This window comes from Pseudomonas sp. CBZ-4, assembly GCF_000346755.1.
Lineage (GTDB): Bacteria > Pseudomonadota > Gammaproteobacteria > Pseudomonadales > Pseudomonadaceae > Aquipseudomonas.
Genome location: NZ_ANNV01000043.1, coordinates 1 through 22,129, shown reverse-complemented (window position 1 = coordinate 22,129; position 22,129 = coordinate 1). Strand labels below are relative to the sequence as shown.

Annotated in this window: 21 protein-coding genes; 9 read left to right on the top strand and 12 right to left on the bottom strand. The window is 62.2% G+C overall.

All coding sequences use genetic code 11. From position 1 onward, the window contains the following. Nucleotides 1–22 precede the first annotated feature (22 nt). Nucleotides 23–922, top strand: a complete 900-nt coding sequence (locus tag B348_RS0106205; RefSeq protein ID WP_017735277.1) for a PA4780 family RIO1-like protein kinase — start codon at nucleotides 23–25, stop codon at nucleotides 920–922. 143 nt (nucleotides 923–1,065) lie between these two features. Here the strand turns inward: B348_RS0106205 and cueR are convergent, their stop codons facing one another. The 3 genes from cueR to B348_RS0106190 form a co-directional block, all read right to left on the bottom strand. Further along, complete coding sequence (cueR, locus tag B348_RS0106200) at nucleotides 1,066–1,467, bottom strand: Cu(I)-responsive transcriptional regulator (RefSeq protein WP_017735276.1); 402 nt, start codon at nucleotides 1,465–1,467, stop codon at nucleotides 1,066–1,068. Next, the gene (locus B348_RS0106195) at nucleotides 1,464–3,665 is read right to left on the bottom strand and encodes a cation-translocating P-type ATPase (RefSeq protein WP_017735275.1); all 2,202 of its coding nucleotides are present in this window, start codon (nucleotides 3,663–3,665) and stop codon (nucleotides 1,464–1,466) included. Before B348_RS0106195 ends, cueR begins: the two co-directional genes overlap by 4 nt. A gap of 67 nt (nucleotides 3,666–3,732) precedes the next feature. Beyond that, nucleotides 3,733–4,113 (bottom strand): hypothetical protein, encoded by a 381-nt coding sequence (locus B348_RS0106190; RefSeq protein WP_017735274.1) that lies wholly within the window; start codon nucleotides 4,111–4,113, stop codon nucleotides 3,733–3,735. Between the two features lie 147 nt (nucleotides 4,114–4,260). On the opposite strand from B348_RS0106190, the gene B348_RS0106185 reads away from it, so the two are divergent. Next, on the top strand, nucleotides 4,261–4,458 hold the full coding sequence (locus B348_RS0106185; RefSeq protein ID WP_017735273.1) for a heavy-metal-associated domain-containing protein: 198 nt from the start codon (nucleotides 4,261–4,263) through the stop codon (nucleotides 4,456–4,458). An 87-nt stretch (nucleotides 4,459–4,545) separates the two neighbouring features. Further along, nucleotides 4,546–5,739: a multidrug effflux MFS transporter gene (locus tag B348_RS0106180; protein ID WP_017735272.1), complete on the top strand. Its 1,194-nt coding sequence runs from the start codon at nucleotides 4,546–4,548 to the stop codon at nucleotides 5,737–5,739. An 8-nt stretch (nucleotides 5,740–5,747) separates the two neighbouring features. Here the strand turns inward: B348_RS0106180 and B348_RS1000000131715 are convergent, their stop codons facing one another. Beyond that, nucleotides 5,748–5,921: a hypothetical protein gene (locus tag B348_RS1000000131715; protein WP_017735271.1), complete on the bottom strand. Its 174-nt coding sequence runs from the start codon at nucleotides 5,919–5,921 to the stop codon at nucleotides 5,748–5,750. A gap of 145 nt (nucleotides 5,922–6,066) precedes the next feature. Beyond that, on the bottom strand, nucleotides 6,067–7,080 hold the full coding sequence (locus B348_RS0106170) for a zinc-binding alcohol dehydrogenase family protein (protein WP_017735270.1): 1,014 nt from the start codon (nucleotides 7,078–7,080) through the stop codon (nucleotides 6,067–6,069). 108 nt (nucleotides 7,081–7,188) lie between these two features. Between B348_RS0106170 and B348_RS0106165 the strand changes: the two genes are divergently transcribed. From B348_RS0106165 to B348_RS0106155, 3 genes are all read left to right on the top strand, one after another. Then, nucleotides 7,189–8,118 carry a LysR family transcriptional regulator gene (locus B348_RS0106165; RefSeq protein WP_017735269.1) on the top strand — a complete coding sequence of 310 codons (930 nt, stop codon included), beginning with the start codon at nucleotides 7,189–7,191 and terminating at the stop codon, nucleotides 8,116–8,118. Between the two features lie 134 nt (nucleotides 8,119–8,252). Then, nucleotides 8,253–8,999, top strand: a complete 747-nt coding sequence (locus B348_RS0106160) for a helix-turn-helix domain-containing protein (protein ID WP_017735268.1) — start codon at nucleotides 8,253–8,255, stop codon at nucleotides 8,997–8,999. Between the two features lie 57 nt (nucleotides 9,000–9,056). Beyond that, nucleotides 9,057–10,427, top strand: coding sequence for an MFS transporter (locus tag B348_RS0106155; RefSeq protein ID WP_017735267.1), 1,371 nt, complete (start codon nucleotides 9,057–9,059; stop codon nucleotides 10,425–10,427). A gap of 157 nt (nucleotides 10,428–10,584) precedes the next feature. Here the strand turns inward: B348_RS0106155 and B348_RS0106150 are convergent, their stop codons facing one another. Then, entirely contained in the window at nucleotides 10,585–11,538 is a 954-nt protein-coding gene (locus tag B348_RS0106150; protein WP_017735266.1) for an adenosine deaminase, read from the bottom strand. Between the two features lie 194 nt (nucleotides 11,539–11,732). On the opposite strand from B348_RS0106150, the gene B348_RS0106145 reads away from it, so the two are divergent. Further along, nucleotides 11,733–12,818, top strand: a complete 1,086-nt coding sequence (locus tag B348_RS0106145) for a calcium:proton antiporter (protein WP_017735265.1) — start codon at nucleotides 11,733–11,735, stop codon at nucleotides 12,816–12,818. 122 nt (nucleotides 12,819–12,940) lie between these two features. Here the strand turns inward: B348_RS0106145 and B348_RS0106140 are convergent, their stop codons facing one another. The 6 genes from B348_RS0106140 to B348_RS0106115 all read right to left on the bottom strand — a co-directional run bounded on the left by B348_RS0106140 (nucleotide 12,941) and on the right by B348_RS0106115 (nucleotide 18,991). Further along, entirely contained in the window at nucleotides 12,941–14,299 is a 1,359-nt protein-coding gene (locus B348_RS0106140; RefSeq protein WP_017735264.1) for an 8-oxoguanine deaminase, read from the bottom strand. 238 nt (nucleotides 14,300–14,537) lie between these two features. After that, the gene (locus B348_RS0106135) at nucleotides 14,538–15,224 is read right to left on the bottom strand and encodes an SDR family oxidoreductase (RefSeq protein WP_017735263.1); all 687 of its coding nucleotides are present in this window, start codon (nucleotides 15,222–15,224) and stop codon (nucleotides 14,538–14,540) included. Nucleotides 15,225–15,258: 34 nt separating this feature from the next. Then, the gene (locus B348_RS0106130; protein ID WP_017735262.1) at nucleotides 15,259–15,840 is read right to left on the bottom strand and encodes a YigZ family protein; all 582 of its coding nucleotides are present in this window, start codon (nucleotides 15,838–15,840) and stop codon (nucleotides 15,259–15,261) included. A gap of 12 nt (nucleotides 15,841–15,852) precedes the next feature. Then, nucleotides 15,853–16,512 carry a TetR/AcrR family transcriptional regulator gene (locus B348_RS0106125; protein WP_017735261.1) on the bottom strand — a complete coding sequence of 220 codons (660 nt, stop codon included), beginning with the start codon at nucleotides 16,510–16,512 and terminating at the stop codon, nucleotides 15,853–15,855. An 87-nt stretch (nucleotides 16,513–16,599) separates the two neighbouring features. Next, nucleotides 16,600–17,991 carry a uracil-xanthine permease family protein gene (locus B348_RS0106120; protein ID WP_017735260.1) on the bottom strand — a complete coding sequence of 464 codons (1,392 nt, stop codon included), beginning with the start codon at nucleotides 17,989–17,991 and terminating at the stop codon, nucleotides 16,600–16,602. Nucleotides 17,992–18,070: 79 nt separating this feature from the next. Next, entirely contained in the window at nucleotides 18,071–18,991 is a 921-nt protein-coding gene (locus tag B348_RS0106115) for a LysR family transcriptional regulator (RefSeq protein ID WP_017735259.1), read from the bottom strand. A 125-nt stretch (nucleotides 18,992–19,116) separates the two neighbouring features. Between B348_RS0106115 and B348_RS0106110 the strand changes: the two genes are divergently transcribed. Together B348_RS0106110 and B348_RS0106105 are read left to right on the top strand one after the other, a co-directional pair. Further along, nucleotides 19,117–20,466, top strand: a complete 1,350-nt coding sequence (locus tag B348_RS0106110) for an aspartate aminotransferase family protein (RefSeq protein WP_017735258.1) — start codon at nucleotides 19,117–19,119, stop codon at nucleotides 20,464–20,466. 39 nt (nucleotides 20,467–20,505) lie between these two features. Continuing rightward, complete coding sequence (locus B348_RS0106105; protein ID WP_017735257.1) at nucleotides 20,506–21,999, top strand: CoA-acylating methylmalonate-semialdehyde dehydrogenase; 1,494 nt, start codon at nucleotides 20,506–20,508, stop codon at nucleotides 21,997–21,999. Nucleotides 22,000–22,129: the final 130 nt, after the last annotated feature.

The window sequence follows — 22,129 nt, the reverse complement described above, 5'->3', positions numbered from 1 at the left end:
AAAGGACCCACAATAAAAGCTGATGAAGACTCCTAAACGCATTGAACCCCTGATCGAAGACGGTCTGGTCGACGAAGTGCTGCGCCCACTCATGAGTGGTAAAGAAGCAGCTGTTTATGTGGTGCGCTGCGGCAACGAATTGCGTTGCGCCAAGGTTTACAAGGAGGCGAACAAACGAAGTTTTCGTCAAGCGTCCGAATACCAGGAGGGCCGCAAGGTCCGTAACAGTCGTCAGGCCCGGGCCATGGCCAAGGGTTCCAAGTTCGGCAAGAAAGAAACCGAAGACGCCTGGCAGAATGCTGAAGTGGCGGCGTTGTTCCGCCTGGCCGGTGCGGGCGTTCGCGTGCCCCAGCCGTTCGACTTCCTCGAAGGCGTGCTGTTGATGGAACTGGTGGCCGACGAGTACGGCGATGCGGCGCCGCGCCTGAACGACGTGGTACTGGAGCCGGACCAGGCGCGTGAATACCACGCCTTCCTGATCTCGCAGATCGTGCTGATGCTGTGTACCGGCCTGGTGCACGGTGACTTGTCCGAGTTCAACGTCCTGCTTACGCCGACCGGCCCGGTGATCATCGACCTGCCCCAGGCGGTGGATGCGGCGGGCAACAACCACGCGTTCAGCATGCTGGAGCGGGATGTGGGCAACATGGCGTCGTACTTCGGGCGCTTTGCCCCGGAGTTGAAGAAGACCAAGTACGCCAAGGAAATGTGGGCGTTGTACGAAGCCGGCACCTTGCACCCGGCCAGCGTCTTGACTGGCGAGTTCGATGAGCCGGAAGAGCTGGCGGATGTCGGCGGCGTGATCCGCGAGATTGAGGCGGCGCGGCTGGATGAAGAGCGCCGGCAGGCGATTCGGGCGGCGGATGATGCGCCGCAGAGCAAAGTGCCGGACGAGCCACCGCCGCCACCTTGGATGCAGTAACCCCCTGTGGGAGCTGGCTTGTCGGGTCGCCGCATCGCTGCGATGCAGACACCTCGGTACATCAGTTGCACCGAGGTGATGCTATCGCAGGCAAGCCAGCTCCCACAGAGACCTGCTCCCACCCTTGTTTTGTGTACTTCCTTTCAGGTGCAGCAACCGCCCGAAGCCAACTCCTTGAGAATCGGACAATCCGGCCGATGATCGCCCTGGCAGTGCTCCACCAGGTCCTGCAACGTATCGCGCAACTGCCCCAACTCCAGAATCTTCTGATTCAACTCATCGATATGCTGGCGCGCCAACGCCTTCACATCGGCGCTGGCCCGTTGCCGGTCCTGCCACAGGGTCAGCAGCTTGCCGACCTCGTCCAATGAAAACCCCAAATCCCGCGAGCGTTTGATAAACGCCAGGGTGTGCAGGTCGTCGGCGCCGTACACACGGTAGCCGCTGTCGGTGCGGTGGGCGGCTTTGAGCAGGCCGATGGATTCGTAGTAGCGAATCATCTTCGCGCTGAGCCCGCTCTGGCGTGCGGCTTGGCCGATGTTCATGGGCGGTGGTCCTCGAGGTCCTTGGGTTTCCAGGTTTTCAGCAGCAGGGCATTGCTCACCACGCTGACGCTCGACAGCGCCATCGCCGCGCCGGCCAGCACCGGGTTGAGCAGGCCGAACGCCGCCAGGGGAATGCCGATCAAGTTATACACAAAGGCCCAGAACAAATTCTGGCGGATTTTTGCGTAGGTCTTGCGGCTGATCTCCAGCGCCGCCGGCACCAGGCGTGGGTCGCCGCGCATCAGGGTGATGCCGGCGGCGTGCATGGCCACGTCGGTGCCGCCGCCCATGGCAATGCCGATGTCGGCGGCGGCCAGGGCCGGGGCGTCGTTGATACCGTCGCCGACCATGGCCACCACACCGGTTTTTTTCAACTCGGCGACGGTGGCGGCCTTGTCGGCGGGCAGCACTTCGGCGTGCACGTCGTCGATGCCCAGCGCCTCGGCCACCACACGCGCGCTGCCGCGGTTGTCGCCGGTGAGCAGGTGGCTGCTGATGTGCTGCGCCTTGAGCCGGTTTACCGCTTCCAGTGCGCCGGGCTTGAGGGTGTCGCCAAAGGCAAACAGCCCCAGCACGCGGGGTTGCGCGCCTTGCTCGATCAGCCAGGACAAGGTGCGGCCTTCGGCCTCCCAGGCCTTGGCGGAGTCGGCCAGGTCGCCGGCGTTCAGGCCGCTTTCTTCGAGCAGGCGGCGATTGCCCAGGGCCAGCTGTTGGCCGTCCAGGGTGCCGGCGATGCCGCGTCCGGTCAGGGACTGGCTGGCAGTCACGTCCGCCACTGGCAGACCTTGTTCATTGCACGCATCCAGCACGGCCTTGGCCAGCGGGTGTTCGCTGCCGCGTTGCAGCGCGCCGGCCTGTTGCAGTAGCAGGGCTTCGTTGCCATCCACGGCGGCGAGATGGGCGATTTTCGGCGCGCCGGAGGTGAGCGTGCCGGTCTTGTCGAAGACCACCGCGCTGACTTCATGGGCGCGTTCCAGGGCTTCGGCGTCCTTGATCAAGATGCCGTGGCGCGCGGCCACGCCGGTGCCGGCCATGATCGCAGTGGGTGTGGCCAGGCCGAGGGCGCACGGGCAGGCAATCACCAGCACGGCCACCGCATTGATGATCGCGGTTTCCAGCGACGCACCGTACAGCCACCAGCCCACCAGCGTGACCAGGGCCAGCACCAGCACGGCGGGCACGAACACTTGGCTGACTTTATCCACCAGTTTCTGGATCGGTGCCTTGGCGGCCTGGGCGTCTTCCACCAGGCGGATGATCCGCGCCAGCACGCTTTCGGCACCGAGGGCGGTGGTGCGTACCAGCAGGCGGCCTTCGCCGTTTATCGCGCCGCCGGTGACCTTGTCCCCCGGCTGCTTGGGCACCGGCAGGCTTTCGCCACTGATCAGCGCTTCGTCGGCGTGGCTCTGGCCTTCGACCACTTCACCGTCCACCGGGAAGCGTTCGCCGGGTTTGACCAGCACCAGGTCATCGAGGGTCAGGGCGCTGATGGCGACGTCTTCTTCTTGGCCAGCATTCACCCGAATCGCGCGTTCCGGGCGCAAGGCTTCCAGGGCGCGGATGGCGCTGGCGGTCTGGCGTTTGGCGCGGCTTTCGAGGTGTTTGCCCAGCAACACCAGGGCAATCACCACCGCCGAGGCTTCGAAGTACAGGTGCGGCGCCATGCCGGGGTGGGCGGTGAGCCATTCATAGATGCTCAGGCCATAACCGGCGCTGGTGCCGATGGCCACCAGCAGGTCCATGTTGCCGGCGCCGGCGCGTACGGCTTTCCAGGCAGCTATATAGAAGCGCGCACCAAAGATGAATTGCACCGGGGTGGCCAGGGCGAACTGCACCCAGGCGGGCAGCATCCAGTGCAGGCCGAAGGGTTCCACCAGCATTGGCAGCACCAGCGGCAGCGCCAAGGCAATCGCAAACACCAGCGACCAGCGCTCGCGGTGCAGGCGCTGGGCTTGATCGACCTCGGTGGCGGTTTCGCTTTGCGGCAGGCTGGCGGTGTAGCCGGCTTTGTCGACGGCGGCGATCAATACGCTGGGGTCCATCTGGCCCGCGACTTCGACGTGGGCGCGTTCGTTGGCCAGGTTGACGCTGACGCTTTGCACCCCCGGCACCTTGCCCAGCGCGCGCTCGACGCGGCCGGCACAGCTGGCACAGGTCATGCCGCTGATGGGCAGGTCAAAGGTGGTCGATCCATTCATGGGGCAGTCCTCCAGGAGAAGTTGCCCCTAGGATCAACCTTGACCTGTGGGGAAGGTCAAGCGCCGATCAGTATTCCAGTGCGGCGGGCTTGAGGTACATGCCGTCCGGGCCTTGGGCAATGCGCAACTTGCGCACGTCGCCGACCTTGAGGGTGATGTTCTGCGCCGGTGGTGCGAGCAGGCCTGGCAGGCAGCCTGGCGCCTGGCCCGGCAGCAGCTTGAGGCGCAGCGACAGGTTGCCCGCCGGCAAGTTGAACGAGGTGGCTTGTTCCTGGAACAATCGCCCGGCCAGTTGATCATTGAGGTACAGGCCGATCTCGCAGTTGGTCGGCACTTCCAGGCGTTCCCGGGAAATGATCAACACCGCGTAGTCTTCTGCGGCACTGGCCATCGGTGCGGCGGCAGACAAGCTCATCAGGCCGGCAAGGGCAAAAAACGACCAGCGCATGGCGAATGCTCCGTGGTTCAAATCAAAGATGGCTCAAGCTTGGCCGACCGCGCGAGCGAATACCAGCCCGGCCGATGTTTTAGGCGCTTGACCTTGCCATGATGGCAAGGTCGAGACTGCGTCCACCCTCAATCAAGGAGTCATGTCATGCAAGTATTCAGCGTTGAAGGAATGACCTGCGGCCATTGCGTCAAGTCGGTCACCCAGGCGGTGCAGAGCCAGGACCCGGCGGCCAGTGTGAAGGTCGATCTGGCGGCCAAGGAAGTCGGCGTGGAGAGTCGTTTGTCGGCCGAGCAAATCATCAGTGCAATCACCGAAGAAGGCTACAGCGCCAAGCTCGCCTGATTTTTCAATAGTTAGCGAGCTATCGTAATGTTCAAGGCACCCAAGCGCGGCTAGACTGTCGGGCTGCCGACTCACTTGGGTGCCTTCATGAACCTGCGCATTATCCTGATCCTGGGCGCCTTGAGCGCCTTCGCGCCGTTGGCGATCGATTTTTACCTGCCGGGCTTCCCCGCCATGGCGATCGCTTTTGGCACCGACGAGAAACATGTCCAGCAAACCCTGGCGGTGTATTTCATCGGCCTGGCCATTGGCCAATTGATCTACGGCCCGCTGGCCGACCGCTTTGGCCGGCGTGTGCCGCTGCTCAGTGGCGTCACGTTGTTTACCTTGGCGTCCTTCGCCTGCGCCTATGCGCCGTCCCTGGATTGGTTGATCGCCGCGCGTTTCGTCCAGGCCCTGGGCGGTTGTGCGGGCATGGTGATTTCCCGCGCGGTGGTCAGCGACAAATGTGATGCGGTGGGTTCGGCCAAAGTGTTTTCCCAACTGATGCTGGTCACCGGGCTGGCGCCGATCCTCGCGCCGCTGGCGGGTGGGGTGATGGTTGGGGTGTGGGGCTGGCAGTCGATCTTCCTCGCGTTGACGCTGTTCAGCGTGATGGCGGCGGTGGCCGTTGCCGTCGGGTTGCCGGAAACCTTCCCGGCCCATCAGCCGCGCCAGCCATTGTCCGGCTCGTTGCGCCGCTACCTGTCGTTGCTGTCGGACCGGGTGTACCTCGGTTACGCACTCACCGGAGGTATTGCGATTGGCGGGATGTTTGCCTACATCGCCGGTTCACCGTTCGTCTTTATCAAACTGTATGGCGTGCCCGCCGAGCATTACGGCTGGGTCTTTGGCTCCAATGCGGCTGGTTTTATCCTGATCGCGCAGGTCAACGCGCGGCTGCTGGCCAAGCGTGGCCCGGCGTTTCTGCTGTCGCGCAGCGTGTGGGTGTACCTGGCGGCGGCCCTGTCGTTGCTGGCGATCAGTGCCTTGCACACCGATGCGCTGTGGCCGCTGCTGGTGCCGCTGTTTATCTGCATCGCAAGCCTGGGCTGCATTCTGCCCAACACCTCGGCCTGCGCCATGAGCGGGCAAGGGGCGCGGGCGGGCAGTGCGTCGGCCTTGCTCGGTTGCATTCAGTTTGGTGTGGCGGCGGGCGCGGCGTCGTTGGTCGGCCTGTTGCATGATGGCACGGCGATGCCGATGGCCATGGTCATCAGCTTGTGCGGTGTATTGGCGGTGACGGTGGCCGTCTCGACCCAGCGCCTGCAACGGGCTCGGGCCGCGCAAGCGCAGGTCTGATGTGCGGGTCAGCCAGCGGCGGAACGTTGCTGGCTGTGCGGGATGGGGTGGGGCGCCTGGATACGGGCTTGCAGGGTCTCGGCAAAGGCGCGGGCCTCGGCCTCACTGTGGAAGGTAATGGCCTTCTGGTCGAGGCGCACTTCCCACTGGGATTTTGCTAACGCTTTTATCAGGATCTTCATTGCTGACTTCCTCACGTAAAAGAATCGTGGCAAAGGCGGCCAATATAAACCCGAATACCCGCGCAAATATGACAAAGGTCAACTCTCGGACTAATGGTCTAGTCCATTACTGACAGCAGTAACGGACGACACCTACAGTCCTTTGTCAGAACCCTTCCAATACGATCTTGCCCTTGGCCTTGCCGCTCTCCAGCAGCGCGTGGGCGCGGCGCAGGTTGGCCGCATTGATCACACCGAAGTGCTCGCCGACGGTGGTTTCCAGGGTGCCGGCGTCGATCAGCTCGGCCACGCGGTTGAGCAGATGGTGCTGCTCGATCATGTCCGGGGTCTCGAACATCGAGCGGGTGTACATGAACTCCCAGTGCAGCGACAGGCTCTTGCGCTTGAGCTTGCTGACGTCCAGCGCCTTGGGATCGTCGATCAGCGCCAGCTTGCCTTGGGGCTGCAGGGCTTCGACCAATTGGTCCAGGTGCTGGTCGGTCTGGGTCAGGCTGGCGACGTGGGTCACGTGGCCGACTCCGGCGCGTTTCAGTTCTTCGCTGAGCGGCTGGCTGTGGTCAATCACCAGGTCGGCCCCCAGTGCCTTGGCCCAGGCCTGGGTTTCCGGGCGCGAAGCGGTGCCGATGACATGCAGCGCCGTGAGCTGGCTGGCCAGTTGGGTCAGGATCGAACCCACGCCCCCGGCTGCGCCGACGATCAGCAGGCTCTGGCCCAGGTCCTCTTTGCCTTCACGCACTTGCAGGCGTTCGAAGAGCAGTTCCCAGGCGGTGATGGCGGTCAGCGGCAGTGCCGCGGCGTCGGCGAACCCCAGGCTTTTTGGCATATGGCCGACGATGCGCTCATCCACCGTGTGCAACTCGCTGTTGCCGCCCGGGCGTATCAGGGAGCCGGCGTAGAACACCTTGTCGCCGGCCTTGAACAGCGTGACGTCACTGCCCACGGCCTTGACCACACCGGCCACGTCCCACCCCAGCACCTTGGCGGCACCGTTTTCCGGGGCGACGTTCTGGCGCACCTTGGTGTCCACCGGGTTGACCGAGATGGCTTTGACTTCCACCAGCAGGTCACGCGGGCCAGCGACGGGCTCGGGCAGTTCGATGTCTTGCAGGGACTGGGGATCGCTGATCGGCAGCGAGGCGTAGTAGGCGATGGCTTTCATGGGAAGCTCCGGGATTGGGATGGGCAGATGATTGGCTATTTCCCAACGAGATAAAAGCCGCTAAAACAGAGGTCTGTTTCAATAGAATTTTGATAATTGGCGGGATGCATGCTGCGTTTTGATGATTTGCAGTTGTTTGTGCGCGCGGCGGACCTGGGCAGCCTGTCGGCGGCGGCGCGGGTCATGGACCTGTCACCGGCGGTTGCCAGCGCTGCGTTGAAGCGTATCGAGCAACAACTCGGCGCGCGCTTGCTGGCCCGCTCCACCCGCAGCCTGCGCCTCACCGCCGAAGGCGAGGGCTTCCTGGAATATACCCGCGCCGCCTTGGGTTCACTGGACGAGGGTCGCCGGCTATTGGCCGGCGGCCAGGATCATGTCAGTGGCGTGCTGCAACTGTCGGCGCCGTCGGACTTCGGTCGCAACCATCTGCTGGCGTGGCTGGATGAATTCCAGCGTGAGCACCCGCAACTGACCGTGCGCCTGCTGCTGGGCGACCGCATTGCCGACCTGTTTCGCCAACCGGTGGACATCGCCCTGCGCTACGGCGAGCCCGAAGACTCCAGCCTGATTGCGCTGCCGATAGCGCCGCAGAATGTGCGCGTGCTGTGCGCCTCGCCCAGCTACCTCGCGCAGTACGGTGAACCCCGGCACCTGGAGCAACTGGCCCAGCACAATTGCCTGCTGTATATGCTCGGCAGTCGCGTGCATGACCATTGGAGCTTTCACGACGGCAAGCGTGATATCAGCCTGACGGTGAGCGGCGATCGTTTCAGTGACGATGCCGACGTGGTGCGGCGCTGGGCGGTGGCGGGCGTGGGCATTGCCTACAAGTCCTGGCTGGATGTGAGCACAGACGTGTTGGCCGGCCGCCTGCGGGTGATCCTGCCAGAGCTGCGTGGCGAGCGAACGCCGCTGAATCTGCTCTGTGCCCACCGCGCCCAACTGAGCAAACCCGTCAACCTGCTGCGCGAAATGCTCGTGGCGCGTTGTGCGACGTTGACCGCGCAATGGCCGGAGCGCTTGACCGCTGTGCGATAGCCTCCAACAAGCAAGGACGTTTCACTCAAATCCTGTCCCTATCCGCGCTGTAAGACGGCGCGGAACCGGCTGCCTGCGCCCCTATACTTTGGCGCCCAGCACAGCAAAAAAATGGTTTAACAGGGAGTGAACACATGGAAGCAGCACCTTGCATCAGTCATATCGCCGGCTTGCTTGCGGAGCCCAAGCGCACCGCGATGCTCTGGGCGTTGATGGACGGCTCGGCGAAGTCCTCGGAGGAACTGGCGGCGCTGGCGGGGTTGTCGCTGGCGTCGGCCACTGCGCACCTGACGCGGTTGACCGGTGGCGGCCTGTTGCGGATCGAGAGCCGCCGTGGCCAGCGCTTGTTCCGCGTGGCGGCCCCCGATGTCAGCGCCGCCATTGATGCGTTGGCCAGCACCACCATGGCCAGCGCCGCGCGCTGTTGCCCTGATGATGCTTCACCCGCGGTATTGATCGCCCCTTTGATGTTGCGCCAGGCGCGGCTGTGCCATGGCCACCTTGGCGGCGAGCTGGCGGCTGGGTTGTATCAGCGGATGTTGGCCGCAGGCTGGATTGAGCGCCATGAACAACGCACCGATGTCACGCCCAAGGGCGCGCAGCACTTGGCGGGCCTGGGTATTTACACCCAGGCGCTGGCATCGCCGGTGGTGTGCGACTGTTTCGATTGGAGCCAGCAGCTGCCGCATCTGGGCGGGACGTTGGGCGCGGGGTTGCTGCAATTGTTTCTGCAGTCGAACTGGGTCAGCCTGATCAAGGAGTCGCAGGCGTTGCAGGTCAACGACAGCGGGGCTGCAGAAATCAACCGGTTGGCCGCATCCGAACACCCTTGGCCACGGGGGCGTCGTTCAGAGTTTCAATCAGGTCGCATCCAGCAATAACCCTGCAAAACCATGCCGCACACTCACCGCGGGGACTTTTCACACAGGGGGTGCGGCATGGGTATGCAAGGCTATAGCGCAGCGGAACGGCTGGAACGGTTGCCCATCAGCGGCTACCACCGGGTTATTTTCATCATCATCGCCCTGGCGTTTTTCTTCGACTCCATGGATCTGGCGATGATGACCTTCCTTTTAGGCTCGATCAAAGCCGAGTTCGGCCTGAGCACGGCCCAGGCCGGGCTGCTGGCCAGTTCGAGTTTTTTCGGCATGGTGGTGGGGGCGTCGCTGTCCGGGATGCTCGCCGATCGCTTCGGGCGCAAGCCGGTGTTCCAGTGGAGCATCGTGCTGTGGGGCATCGCCAGTTACCTGTGCTCCACGGCGCAGACGGTGGAGATGCTGACACTGTTTCGCATCCTGCTGGGCATCGGCATGGGCATGGAGTTTCCCATCGCGCAATCGATGCTCTCGGAGTTGATTCCGGCCAAGCGGCGTGGGCGTTACATCGCCTTGATGGACGGTTTCTGGCCGCTGGGCTTTGTGGCGGCGGGGGTGCTGTCGTACTTCCTGCTGCCGGTGATTGGCTGGCGCGACATCTTCCTGGTATTGGCGGTGCCGGCGGTGTTTGTGCTGGCGATCCGCTTCTTTATCCCGGAATCCCCGCGCTGGCTGGAACAGGCGGGCCGGCATGATGCGGCGGACAAGGTGCTGCTGGGCATCGAGCAGAAAGTGCGCGACTCCCTGGGCAGTGCGCAACTGCCGGAGCCGATCCGCCTGCCACGGGTAGAGAGCACGCCGGGCACGTTTTTCTCGGCGTTCCGGCAGCTGTGGTCGGCGCAGTACCGCCAGCGCACGATGATGATCTGGAGCGTGTGGTTCTTTGCCTTGCTCGGTTTCTACGGGCTGACGTCGTGGTTGAGTGCGCTGTTGCAGCAGTCGGGTTTTGCGGTGACCCAGTCGGTGTATTACACGGTGATCATTTCCCTCGGCGGCATCCCTGGCTTCCTGATGGCGGCCTGGCTGGTGGAGCGCTGGGGACGTAAACCGGTGTGCGTGGTGACGCTGCTCGGTGGCGGAGTGATGGCGTTTCTGTATGGGCAAAGCGCGGTGTTTGGCGGCAATGTGGGCTTGCTGATTACGTCGGGCCTGTTGATGCAGTTCTTTTTGTTTGGCATGTGGGCGGTGTTGTACACCTACACGCCCGAGCTGTACCCCACGTCGGCGCGGGCGACCGGGTCCGGGTTTGCCTCGGCGATTGGCCGGGTGGGCTCGTTGCTGGGGCCGATGGTGACCGGGTTGGTGTTTCCGATGACGGGGCAGGGCGGGGTGTTTGCCTTGGGCGCACTGTGTTTTGCGGTGGCGGCGCTGGTGGTGTGGGTGTTTGGGATGGAGACGAGGGGCAAGACGCTGGAAGAGTTGAGCGAAATCTAACCAGCAATACAAACCCCATGTGGGAGCGGGCTTGTGTGGGAGCTGGCTTGCCTGCGATAGCATCACCTCGGTGTCACTGATATACCGAGGTGCCTGCATCGCAGCGATGCGGCGACCCGACAAGCCAGCTCCCACAGTTTTATCCGCGTTTAGTCAGTTACGGCTTGACCAGTCGCGCATCCAGGCTGTTCTGCGCCAGGCGTTTGGCCTGGTCCTGGGTCATGCCCAGCGAAGTGTGCAGCGCGTGGAAGTTCTCGGTGACATAACCGCCGAAGTACGCCGGGTCATCCGAGTTCACGGTGACCTTCACGCCACGCTCAAGCATGTCGAGGATGTTGTGCTGGGCCATGTCGTCGAACACACACAGCTTGGTGTTGGACAGCGGGCACACGGTCAACGGGATCTGCTCGTCGATGATGCGCTGCATCAGGCGCTCGTCTTCGATGGCGCGCACGCCGTGGTCGATACGCTGGATTTTCAGCAGGTCGAGGGCTTCCCAGATGTACTCGGGCGGGCCTTCTTCGCCGGCGTGGGCGACGGTGAGGAAGCCTTCGTGGCGGGCACGGTCGAACACGCGCTGGAACTTGCTTGGCGGGTGACCCATTTCCGAGCTGTCCAGGCCCACGGCCACGAACGCGTCACGGAACGGCAGGGCCATGTCGAGGGTTTTCTCGGCTTCGGCTTCGCTCAGGTGGCGCAGGAAGCTGAGGATCAGACCGCTGGTGATACCCAGTTGCTGTTCGCCATCCTTGAGTGCGGCGGCGATGCCGTTGAGCACCACTTCGAACGGGATGCCACGGTCGGTGTGGGTTTGCGGGTCGAAGAACGGTTCGGTGTGGATCACGTTCTGCTCTTTGCAGCGCAGCAGGTAGGCCCAGGTCAGGTCGTAGAAATCCTGGGAGGTGCGCAGCACATCGGCGCCCTTGTAATACAGGTCGAGAAACTCTTGCAGGTTGTTGAAGGCATAGGCCTTGCGCAGGGTTTCGACGTCGTTCCACGGCAGCGCAATCTTGTTGCGCTCGGCCAGGGCAAACAGCAGCTCAGGCTCCAGCGAACCCTCCAGGTGCAGGTGCAGTTCAGCCTTGGGCAGGGCGTTGAGCCAATCGTACATTTTCTAAATTCTCATCAGGTGCAATGGCGGCATTCTACAGGCCATGGCTGAAATAATCGGCAAAACCTGACCAGCAGGATCGTTTTTGTTGCATTCGCGCAAGGGCCGCGTGAACTAAGGTGTAACGAAACGTTAGCAGCGTGCCGTAGTCTGTACCCCATCAATGACTGATTTGCTGTTTGATAAGGCCCGCAATGTTCACATCCCTCAAGCAAGAAAAATTCATGCTGCTGGCGCTGCTTGCCGCCATCGCCGCCTATCCGCTGGAACACTGGATGCTCAACAGTGGCCAAGGCGTGGCGCTGCTCGGCGGGGTGGTGCTGATCGCGTTTATCGTGATCGCCTCGATGCGCGTGGCGCACCACGCCGAACAGCTCGCGGAAAAGGTCGGCGACCCCTACGGCACCATGATCCTGACCCTCGCCGCCGTGCTGGTGGAAGTGGTGATCCTGGCGATCATGATGAGTAACGAGCCGTCGCCGACCCTGGTGCGCGACACGATTTATTCCGCCGTGATGCTCGATATCAACGGCATCCTCGGCTTGGCCGCGCTGATGGGCGGCATCAAGCATGGCGAACAGTCCTACAACGACGACTCGGCGCGCAGCTACAGCGTGATGATCCTCACCGCCATGGGCGTGTCGATGGTGGTGCCGGAATTTATCCCCGAGGCCGACTGGAAAATTTACTCGGCCTTCACCATTGGCGCGATGGTGGTGCTCTACACCCTGTTCCTGCGCATGCAGGTGGGGCCGCACAGTTATTTCTTCAGTTACAACTACCCGGAGAAACGCGGCAAGAAACCGTCGGAAGAAGCGCCGTCGATCAACCTGGCGTTTTCCATTGGCACCTTGGTGTTTGGCGTGATTGTGATTGGCGCGCTGGCCGAAGTGATGTCCAAGACCCTGGACCTGGGCCTGGAGGGCACGGGCGCGCCGCCGGTGATCACGGCGATTGTGGTGGCGGCGATTTCGGCGGCGCCGGAGATCTTGACGGCGTTGCGCGCGGCCTTGGCCAACCGCATGCAGTCGGTGGTGAACATTGCGTTGGGTGCGTCTTTGTCGACGGTGATCCTGACGGTGCCGGTGATGGAGGCGATGGCGCTCTACACCGGGCAGCCGTTCCAGATGGCGATGACGCCGGTGCAGACGGTGATGGTGTTTATTACGTTGATTGTCAGTGCGATCAACCTCAACGATGGTGAAACCAATGCGATTGAGGGGATGACGCATTTTGTGTTGTTTGCGACGTTTATCATGTTGTCGCTGTTGGGCTTATAGCCGCCGCAAATCCCTTGTGGGAGCGGGCTTGCCCGCGATAGCGGTGGTCCAGTCACTTAAGTGTTGACTGTTGGACCGCTATCGCAGGCAAGCCAGCTCCCACATTTGGATCGGCGTCTGGATCAGGTTCCGGCGATGAGCTGGCGGGCGGCTTGGGTGTGATCGGCGATCAAGCCTTTCAGGTCCAGGCCTTCGACCTGACCATCAATCACCCGCCATTTACCCGCCACCATCACCCGGTCCGCCCGGTCGGCGCCGCACAACAGCAGCGCCGAAATCGGGTCATGGCTGCCGGAGAAGCGCAGCTCATCGAGCTTGAACAACGCCAGGTCAGCCTGTTTGCCTACCGCCAACTCACCAATATCCGTACGCCCCAGCAACTGCGCCGAACCTTTGGTCGCCCAGCCCAGCACGCCTTCCGGGGTGATCTTTTCCGCACCGTAACGCAGGCGCTGGATGTACAGGGCCTGGCGCGCTTCGAGGATCATGTTGGACGCATCGTTGGAGGCCGAGCCGTCCACGCCCAGGCCGATCGGTGCGCCGGCGGCGAGCAGGTCGAGGGTCGGGCAGATGCCGGACGCCAGGCGCATGTTCGAGCTTGGGCAATGGCAGATGCCGGTGCCGGCCGCGCCGAGGCGTTCGATTTCGTCCGGGTTGAAGTGAATGCCGTGGGCCAGCCAGGTGCGTGGGCCGAGCCAGCCGACGCTGTCGAGGTAGTCCACGGTGCGTAGGCCAAAACGTTGCAGGCAGAAGTCTTCTTCGTCGAGGGTTTCTGCCAGGTGGGTGTGTAGGCGCACGTCGAGGCTGTCAGCCAATTCGGCGCTGGCGCGCATGATTTCCGGGGTGACGGAAAACGGCGAGCACGGCGCCAGGGCGATCTGGATTTGCGCGCCGTCGTCGCGTTGGTGGTACTCGCGGATCAGGCGCTGGCTGTCGTCGAGGATCACTTGGCCTTGTTGCACGGTTTGTTGCGGCGGCAGGCCGCCATCGGCTTCGCCCAGACTCATGGAGCCGCGGGTGAGCATGGCGCGCATACCCAGTTCACGCACGCTTTGCACTTGCACATCGATGGCGTTTTCCAGGCCGTCGGGGAACAGGTAGTGATGGTCGGCCGCCGTGGTGCAGCCCGACAGCAGCAGTTCGGCCAGCGCCACCTTGGTCGCGAGGGCGAGTTTTTCCGGGGTGAGCCGGGCCCAGACCGGGTACAGGGTTTTCAGCCACGGGAACAATGGCTGGTTGACCACCGGCGCCCAGGCGCGGGTCAGGGTTTGATAGAAGTGGTGGTGGGTGTTGATCAGGCCCGGCAGGATCACATGTTCGCGGGCATCGAAGGTTTGTGCGCAGGGCTGGGCGGGTGTTTGGCCCAGGGCCAGCACTTCGCTGATCACACCGTCTTGCAGCACCAGGCCGCCACGGGCGTCGAGGCCATTGGCAGTGAAAATCGCGAGGGGGTTTTTTAACCAGATACGGGTCGCAGGCATTGGCCGGCTCCTCTGAATGATGGGTTCAGGTTTGCCAGCTCAGTGTTGCCCTGTCTGCTGATCCAGGGTCGCCGGTGAAGGCGAGGGGCTAGATTACGTGTAGTTCGTAGGCTCGTCCATCTGTAGGAAGTGGGTTCAAACAATGTGGGAGGGGGCTTGCCCCCGATAGCGGTGTGCCAGTCAACATATTCGTTACTGATACATCGCCATCGGGGGCAAGCCCCCTCCCACATTTTGGTTACCAGGCGATGGTGTCGCCTTTGTAGTCGATGAAGTGATGGCCGCCTTTCCCGGTGTAGGCATTTACCTGATCCACCAGCCCACGCACGCTGGTGTCGACGTCGATGTGGGCGTTTTCCCCACCCATGTCGGTCTTCACCCAGCCCGGGTGCAGCGACAGCACGGTGAGTTTTTGCCCGCCTAGTTGGGTGACGAAGCTGTTGGTCATGGAGTTGAGCGCGGCCTTGCTGGCCTTGTACAGCGCCAGGTCGGAGCCGTCGGGAATGGTCACGCTGCCCAGCACCGAGCTCATGAAGGCCAGCACGCCGCTGTCCTTGCGGATCTGCCCGACAAAGCGTTGGGCCAGGTTGATCGGCGCCACGGCATTGGTGAAGAACAGTTGGCCGACTTCCGCCAGGGTGGCGTGGCCTGGCTCCTGGTTCGCGGGGCCTTTGACGCCGGCGTTGACGAACAGCAGGTCAAAGGTGCGGTCCTTGAGGCGCTGGCTCAGGGCGATCACGGCTTGCTGATCGTCCATGTCGAGTTTCTCGATCTGCACCGGGCCTACGGCTTTGAGGGCGTCGGCCTTGCTCGGATCGCGCACGGTGGCGGTCACGTCCCAGCCGTCCTGGAGCAGTTGCTTGACCAGGCCAAGGCCCAGCCCGCGCGAGGCGCCGATGATCAGTGCGGTTTTTGGCGTAGACATGAAAAGCTTCCTTTGGCGTCGCGGTTCAGGGAGTTCAGCGTTGCAGCAGGATACGCCCACGGCTGAGGTCGGCGAGTTGAATTTGCAGGGTGTCGATATGTGTTTCGCCCACGGCGAGTTGTAGCTCGACGCCATTGGCTGTGAAGGATTCTTCCACGACCAGTCCGCCCAGTTCGGCGACGCGCAGTTTCACCAGGTTCAATTCGGCAAAGCCGCAGGCGCAGCTCAGCGGCACGCGGCTGATCAGTTCAATGCGTTCGGCGTTTTGCAGGCACTTGTTCGCGCCGCCGCCATACGCGCGGGCGAGGCCACCGGTGCCCAGTTGGATACCGCCGTACCAGCGGATGACCAGCACCGCGACCTGATCGAAACCCTGTGCTTCGATAGCGGCCAGGATCGGCCGGCCAGCGGTGCCACCGGGTTCGCCATCGTCATTGCTGCGGTATTGATCGGCGAGTTTCCACGCCCAGCAGTTGTGCGTGGCGTTCACGTCGCTGTGCTGCGCGAAAAACGCCTGGGCGTCCTGCGGGCTGGTGATCGGCGCGGCGAGGGTGATAAAGCGACTTTTGCGGATTTCTTCGTGAAATTCGCAAAGGCCGGTGAGGGTGAAAGGCATAAGTCGCTTCGTTTAGAGGGCGGGCTTGACGCCGCAGCCTTTGAGAATGATGTGGATCAGGTTGGTGCCGGCGTCTTCCATGTCCTGCTTGGTCAGCTTGGTGCGACCGGTGACGCGGCAGATCTGGGTGGCGAAGTCGGCGTAGTGCTGGGTGCTGCCCCACAGCAGGAAGATCAGGTGCACCGGGTCTACCGGGTCCATCTTGCCGGCGTCGATCCAGGCCTGGAACACGGCGGCGCGGCCACTGAACCAGGCGCGGTAGTCCTGGCTGAAATATTCGGTGAGGCATTCGCCGCCGCTGATGATCTCCATGGCAAAGATCCGCGAAGCCTGGGGCTGGCGCCGCGAGAATTCCATCTTGGTGCGGATGTAGCGGCTCAGGGCCACGGCCGGGTCATCCTCGGCGGTCAGCGTGTTGAAGGTGCTGTCCCACAGTTCGAGGATATTGCTGAGCACCGCGATATACAGGCCCAGCTTGTTGGTGAAGTAGTAGTGCAAGTTGGCCTTGGGCAGCCCGGCACTGGCAGCAATGGTGTTCATGCTGGTGCCTTTGTAGCCATGGCGCGCGAATTCGTCTTCAGCTGCCTGCAGAATTGCTTGTTCGTTTTTTTGCCGAATGCGGCTGGCGGGTTTTCCGGCGGGGTTGCTGTGGGCAGGAACTTCGAGGCTCATGGAGGTTTCCGTGCAGATCGATAGAGACGACGTGTGCACAGATAACCCACCCTCAAGCCTCAGACAAGTCCTGATGCAATAAAACCGTCAGTGCGATTCCACGGTGTCGCTTTCCGGCGCGTGGTTTGCGGCACGGTTGTCGGCCTTGGCTTCCGGTAATAACAGGCACAACACAATGGCGGTCAGCCCGCCGCTGGTGATGGCCGAGTCGAACAGGTTCTGCACCAGAGTCGGCATCAGGTGCAGCAGGTTCGGTTGGGCGGCGATGCCCAGGCCGACGCCGAACGAGGTAGCGATGATCAGCATGCTGCGCCGGTCCAGCGGCGCCTGCGCAAGGATGCGTACGCCAGCGGCGGCCACGCTGCCGAACATCACCAGGGTGGCGCCGCCCAATACCGGTTTGGGGATTTGCTGGAGCACCGCGCCGATCAGCGGAAACAAGCCGAGGCAAAACAGCACCACGCCGATGTATAAGCCGACGTAACGGCTGGCCACGCCGGTGAGTTGGATCACGCCGTTGTTCTGCGCAAAGGTGGTGTTGGGGAAGGCGCTGAAGGTGGCGGCGATCATGCAACTGACGCCATCACCAAGGACGCCGCCCTTGAGCCGGCTTATATAAGAAGGGCCGCTGATGGGCTGGCGGGCGATCATGCAGTTGGCGGTGAGGTCGCCGACGGTTTCGATGCTGCTGATCAGATAAATCAGCGCGATGGGTAGGAAAGCGCTCCAGTCGAAGTTGAATCCAAAGCGGAAAGGGATCGGCAGGCTGACCAGGGGCAGCTCGGGCAAGGCTTGGGGCACGAGTTTGCCACTGAACCAGGCCGCGAGGCTGCCGAGGGCGAGGCCGATGATGATGGCTGAGAGTCGCACCCACGGCGTGTTGGAGCGGTTGAGCAGGATGATCGTCAACACCACGAACACGCCCAGTGCGAGGTTGGTGGGGGCGCCGAAGTCGGCGGCGTTGAAACCGCCGCCCAGGTCGGTGATGCCGACCTTGATCAGGCTGATACCGATCAGGGTAATGACAATCCCCGTTACCAAAGGCGTGATCACGCGACGCAGTTGGCCGATAAAGCGGCTCAGCACGATCTGCACCACGGCACCGAAAAAGCACACGCCGAAGATCATCGCCAGGATGTCTTCCGGGCTGCCGCCGCGTTGTTTCACCAGAAAGCCCGCCGACAGCACCGCACCTAGAAACGCAAAACTGGTGCCTTGCAGGCAGATCATCCCCGCGCCGATGCCAAACGGCCTACGTGCCTGGATGAAGGTGCCGACGCCGGAGACCATCAACGCCATGCTGATCAGGTAGGGCAAATGCGCGGTCAGGCCCAGGGTGGAGCCGATGATCAGCGGCGGGGTAATGATGCCGACGAACGCGGCCAGCACATGTTGCAGTGCGGCGAGGAAGGCCGGGGCGGGTTTCGGGCGGTCGTTGAGGCCGTAGATCAGGTCGCTGCTGGAGGATTCTGGTGGCATGGCGGGCAAGCTCGAGGTCTATGTCCTCGGGGTCTTGCAAAAAGCTGTCCAACTGCTCAGCTTTTGGTTTGGACCCGAGTTAACGGGTCGCGGCCAGGCTTTCCAGGAAGCTTTCCAGCACCAAATGAGGGCGACGGCCTTTGCGCGTGACCGATGCCAGGCTTAAATCGTAAAAACGTGTAGTCGGTTTCAGCGCGCGCAGTCGGCCTTGTTGTACCCACAGGCTGGCGTAGTGATCGGGCAGGTAGCCGATGTAGCGGCCGGTGAGGATCAGGAATGCCATGCCTTCGCGGTCCGAGGCGCTGGCGGTGCAGTTGAGTGCCTGGTAGTGGGCCTGGATGTCGGCGGGCAGGCGGAAGGTGGGGGCTATGGCGTCCTGGCTGTCGATGCGGGCGTCGTCCAGTTGTTTGTTGTCGGCATAGAACAGCGGGTGGCCGACGGCGCAATAAAGCAGCGAGCGTTCGCTGTACAGCGGCTGGTATTCCAGCCCCGACAAGGCACTGGCCTGGGGTACCACGCCGACGTGGAGGCGGCCGTCGAGTACGCCTTGTTCGACTTCGTTGGGGGCGATCATGCGGATCTGGATCTGCACGTCCGGGCCGCGTTCCTTCAACTGCGCCAGGGCGTGGGTGATGCGCATGTGGGGCAGGGTGACGAGGTTGTCGGTGAGGCCGATGATCAGCTCGCCGCGCAGATGCTGGTGCAGGCCGTTGACCTCGGTACGAAAGCTTTCCAGGGCACTTAATAGTTGCAGTGCCGATTGGTAGACCTCGCGGCCTTCTTCGGTCAGGGAGAAACCGGCGCGGCCGCGTTGGCAGAGTCTTAATCCGAGGCGTTGCTCGAGATCGCTCATTTGCTGGCTGATGGCGGAGCGGCCGATGCCGAGCACGGTCTCTGCTGCCGAGAAGCCGCCGCATTCCACCACGCTGCGAAAGATACGCAACAGGCGGATATCGAAGTCGCTGACTTGGGCCAGGGGATCGGGGCGACGGCTGCTCATAGTTTAGTGAAGGCCTGACTGAAGGTTAGAAGAGTTGAATTTCACCGACTTTATCGCCGTGGCAATTTAGCTGCAACAACGCTTTTCAATCCCGACGCTGCCTTTTGCCCTGCGAGGTTTTGCTGATGAACATGCCCGAAAACGCCCCATCGTCCCTGGCCAGCCAATTGAAGCTGGACGCGCACTGGATGCCGTACACCGCCAACCGCAACTTCCAGCGTGATCCGCGTTTGATCGTGGCGGCCGAAGGTAGCTGGCTGACGGATGACAAGGGGCGCAAGGTCTACGACTCGCTGTCGGGCCTGTGGACCTGCGGCGCCGGGCATACGCGCAAGGAAATCCAGGACGCGGTGGCCAAGCAACTGGGTACCTTGGACTACTCGCCGGGTTTCCAATACGGTCATCCGTTGTCCTTCCAGTTGGCAGAAAAGATTACCGACCTGACACCGGGCAACCTGAACCACGTCTTCTTCACCGACTCCGGTTCCGAGTGCGCCGATACCGCGGTGAAGATGGTGCGTGCTTACTGGCGCCTCAAAGGCCAGGCGACCAAGACCAAGATGATTGGCCGCGCCCGTGGTTATCACGGTGTGAACATCGCCGGTACCAGCTTGGGCGGTGTGAACGGCAACCGTAAGATGTTTGGTCAGGCGATGATGGATGTTGACCATCTGCCGCACACCTTGCTGGCGAGCAATGCCTTCTCCCGTGGTATGCCGGAGCTGGGAGGCATTGCGCTGGCCGATGAGTTGCTCAAGCTGATCGAGCTGCACGATGCGTCGAACATCGCCGCGGTGTTCGTCGAGCCGATGGCCGGTTCTGCGGGCGTGCTGGTGCCGCCACAGGGTTATCTCAAGCGTCTGCGTGAGATCTGCGACCAGCACAACATCCTGTTGGTGTTCGATGAAGTGATCACCGGTTTTGGCCGTACCGGCTCGATGTTTGGTGCCGACAGCTTCGGCGTCACCCCGGACCTGATGTGCATCGCCAAGCAAGTCACCAACGGCGCGATCCCGATGGGCGCGGTGATTGCCAGCAGCGAGATCTACCAGACCTTCATGAACCAGGCGACGCCGGAGTACGCGGTGGAATTCCCCCACGGCTACACCTACTCGGCGCACCCGGTCGCATGCGCCGCTGGCCTGGCGGCATTGGACCTGCTGCAGAAGGAAAACCTGGTGCAGAGCGTAGCCGAAGTCGCGCCGCACTTTGAGAATGCGCTGCACGGCTTGAAGGGCAGCAAGAACGTGATCGACATCCGTAACTACGGCCTGGCCGGCGCGATCCAGATTGCCCCGCGTGACGGTGATGCCATCGTGCGTCCATTCGAGGCCGGCATGGCCTTGTGGAAAGCCGGTTTCTACGTGCGCTTTGGCGGTGACACCCTGCAGTTCGGGCCAACTTTCAACAGCAAGCCGCAGGACCTGGATCGCTTGTTCGATGCGGTCGGCGAAGTGCTGAACAAGATCGACTGATTTCTCCTTCTATATAGAACAATTTTTCAGGAGCCCCGCATGAGCCTTATCCAGCACTTGATCAACGGTGAGTTGGTCAATGACAGCGGCCGTAGTGCCGACGTGTATAACCCGTCCACTGGCCAGGTGATCCACCAGGTGCCGTTGGCCAGTCGTGAAACCATTCAACAGGCGATCGACTCGGCCAAGGCCGCATTCCCAGCCTGGCGCAATACGCCGCCGGCCAAGCGTGCGCAGGTGATGTTCCGCTTCAAGCAATTGCTGGAGCAGAACGAAGCGCGTATCTCGCAGTTGATCAGCGAAGAGCATGGCAAGACGCTGGAGGACGCTGCGGGTGAATTGAAGCGTGGGATCGAGAACGTCGAGTATGCGTGCTCAGCGCCGGAGATTCTGAAGGGCGAATACAGCCGTAACGTAGGACCGAACATTGATGCCTGGTCGGATTTCCAACCGCTGGGCGTAGTGGCCGGTATTACGCCGTTCAACTTCCCGGCGATGGTGCCGCTGTGGATGTACCCGCTGGCGATCGTTTGCGGTAACTGTTTCATCTTGAAACCGTCGGAACGCGATCCCAGTTCGACGCTGCTGATTGCGCAACTGTTGCAGGAAGCCGGCCTGCCTAAAGGGGTGCTGAGCGTGGTGCACGGGGACAAAGGCGCGGTGGATGCGCTGATCGAGGCGCCGGAAGTGAAGGCGCTGAGTTTTGTGGGCTCGACGCCGATTGCCGAGTACATCTATTCCGAAGCCACCAAGCGCGGCAAACGTGTGCAGGCGCTGGGTGGGGCGAAGAATCATGCGGTGCTGATGCCGGATGCTGACTTGGATAACGCCGTCAGCGCGTTGATGGGCGCCGCGTACGGTTCGTGCGGCGAGCGTTGCATGGCGATCTCGGTGGCCGTATGCGTGGGTGATCAGGTGGCCGATGCGTTGATCGCCAAGCTGGTGCCGCAGGTCAAGGCGCTGAAGATTGGCGCGGGCACGTCGTGCGGCCTGGATATGGGGCCGCTGGTGACGGGGCAGGCGCGGGACAAGGTCAGTGGCTATATAGAAGACGGTGTTTCTGCGGGGGCCGAATTGGTTGTTGATGGTCGCGGTCTGAGTGTTGCCGGTCACGAAGAGGGTTTCTTCCTGGGTGGTAGCTTGTTTGACCGTGTGACGCCTGAGATGCGTATCTATAAAGAAGAGATCTTTGGGCCAGTACTGTGCGTGGTGCGAGTGGATAGCCTGGAAGCGGCTATGCAGCTGATCAACGATCATGAATATGGCAATGGCACCTGCATCTTTACTCGTGACGGGGAAGCAGCGCGTCTTTTCTGTGATGAGATTGAAGTGGGCATGGTGGGGGTTAACGTTCCGCTGCCGGTGCCGGTGGCGTATCACAGCTTTGGTGGCTGGAAGCGCTCGTTGTTTGGCGACTTGCATGCCTATGGGCCGGATGGTGTGCGTTTCTATACTCGTCGCAAGGCGATTACCCAACGTTGGCCGCAACGGGCCAGCCATGAAGCGTCGCAGTTTGCTTTCCCGAGCCTGTAATGTCGGCTGAAAGCCGGCCTCTCGGGGCCGGCTTTCGCGTTTTTGGGGTGTTTCTGACTTATATGACAGAAATATGAAGAAAGGCATTGACGGCAGATTTCAGATGTCTATAATTCGCCCCACTTCCGGC

Bases quoted from the DNA above. Each gene is read 5' to 3' on its own strand.
- B348_RS0106150 (WP_017735266.1), bottom strand. From the start codon at position 11,538: ATGTACGATTGGCTCAACGCCCTGCCCAAGGCTGAACTGCACCTGCAC.
- B348_RS0106110 (WP_017735258.1), top strand. From the start codon at position 19,117: ATGAACATGCCCGAAAACGCCCCATCGTCCCTGGCCAGCCAATTGAAG.
- B348_RS0106145 (WP_017735265.1), top strand. From the start codon at position 11,733: ATGTTCACATCCCTCAAGCAAGAAAAATTCATGCTGCTGGCGCTGCTT.
- B348_RS0106160 (WP_017735268.1), top strand. From the start codon at position 8,253: ATGGAAGCAGCACCTTGCATCAGTCATATCGCCGGCTTGCTTGCGGAG.
- B348_RS1000000131715 (WP_017735271.1), bottom strand. From the start codon at position 5,921: ATGAAGATCCTGATAAAAGCGTTAGCAAAATCCCAGTGGGAAGTGCGC.
- B348_RS0106125 (WP_017735261.1), bottom strand. From the start codon at position 16,512: ATGAGCCTCGAAGTTCCTGCCCACAGCAACCCCGCCGGAAAACCCGCC.
- B348_RS0106205 (WP_017735277.1), top strand. From the start codon at position 23: ATGAAGACTCCTAAACGCATTGAACCCCTGATCGAAGACGGTCTGGTC.
- B348_RS0106120 (WP_017735260.1), bottom strand. From the start codon at position 17,991: ATGCCACCAGAATCCTCCAGCAGCGACCTGATCTACGGCCTCAACGAC.
- B348_RS0106190 (WP_017735274.1), bottom strand. From the start codon at position 4,113: ATGCGCTGGTCGTTTTTTGCCCTTGCCGGCCTGATGAGCTTGTCTGCC.
- B348_RS0106180 (WP_017735272.1), top strand. From the start codon at position 4,546: ATGAACCTGCGCATTATCCTGATCCTGGGCGCCTTGAGCGCCTTCGCG.
- B348_RS0106140 (WP_017735264.1), bottom strand. From the start codon at position 14,299: ATGCCTGCGACCCGTATCTGGTTAAAAAACCCCCTCGCGATTTTCACT.
- B348_RS0106185 (WP_017735273.1), top strand. From the start codon at position 4,261: ATGCAAGTATTCAGCGTTGAAGGAATGACCTGCGGCCATTGCGTCAAG.
- B348_RS0106170 (WP_017735270.1), bottom strand. From the start codon at position 7,080: ATGAAAGCCATCGCCTACTACGCCTCGCTGCCGATCAGCGATCCCCAG.
- B348_RS0106130 (WP_017735262.1), bottom strand. From the start codon at position 15,840: ATGCCTTTCACCCTCACCGGCCTTTGCGAATTTCACGAAGAAATCCGC.
- B348_RS0106155 (WP_017735267.1), top strand. From the start codon at position 9,057: ATGGGTATGCAAGGCTATAGCGCAGCGGAACGGCTGGAACGGTTGCCC.
- B348_RS0106165 (WP_017735269.1), top strand. From the start codon at position 7,189: ATGCTGCGTTTTGATGATTTGCAGTTGTTTGTGCGCGCGGCGGACCTG.
- B348_RS0106195 (WP_017735275.1), bottom strand. From the start codon at position 3,665: ATGAATGGATCGACCACCTTTGACCTGCCCATCAGCGGCATGACCTGT.
- B348_RS0106105 (WP_017735257.1), top strand. From the start codon at position 20,506: ATGAGCCTTATCCAGCACTTGATCAACGGTGAGTTGGTCAATGACAGC.
- B348_RS0106115 (WP_017735259.1), bottom strand. From the start codon at position 18,991: ATGAGCAGCCGTCGCCCCGATCCCCTGGCCCAAGTCAGCGACTTCGAT.
- B348_RS0106135 (WP_017735263.1), bottom strand. From the start codon at position 15,224: ATGTCTACGCCAAAAACCGCACTGATCATCGGCGCCTCGCGCGGGCTG.
- cueR (WP_017735276.1), bottom strand. From the start codon at position 1,467: ATGAACATCGGCCAAGCCGCACGCCAGAGCGGGCTCAGCGCGAAGATG.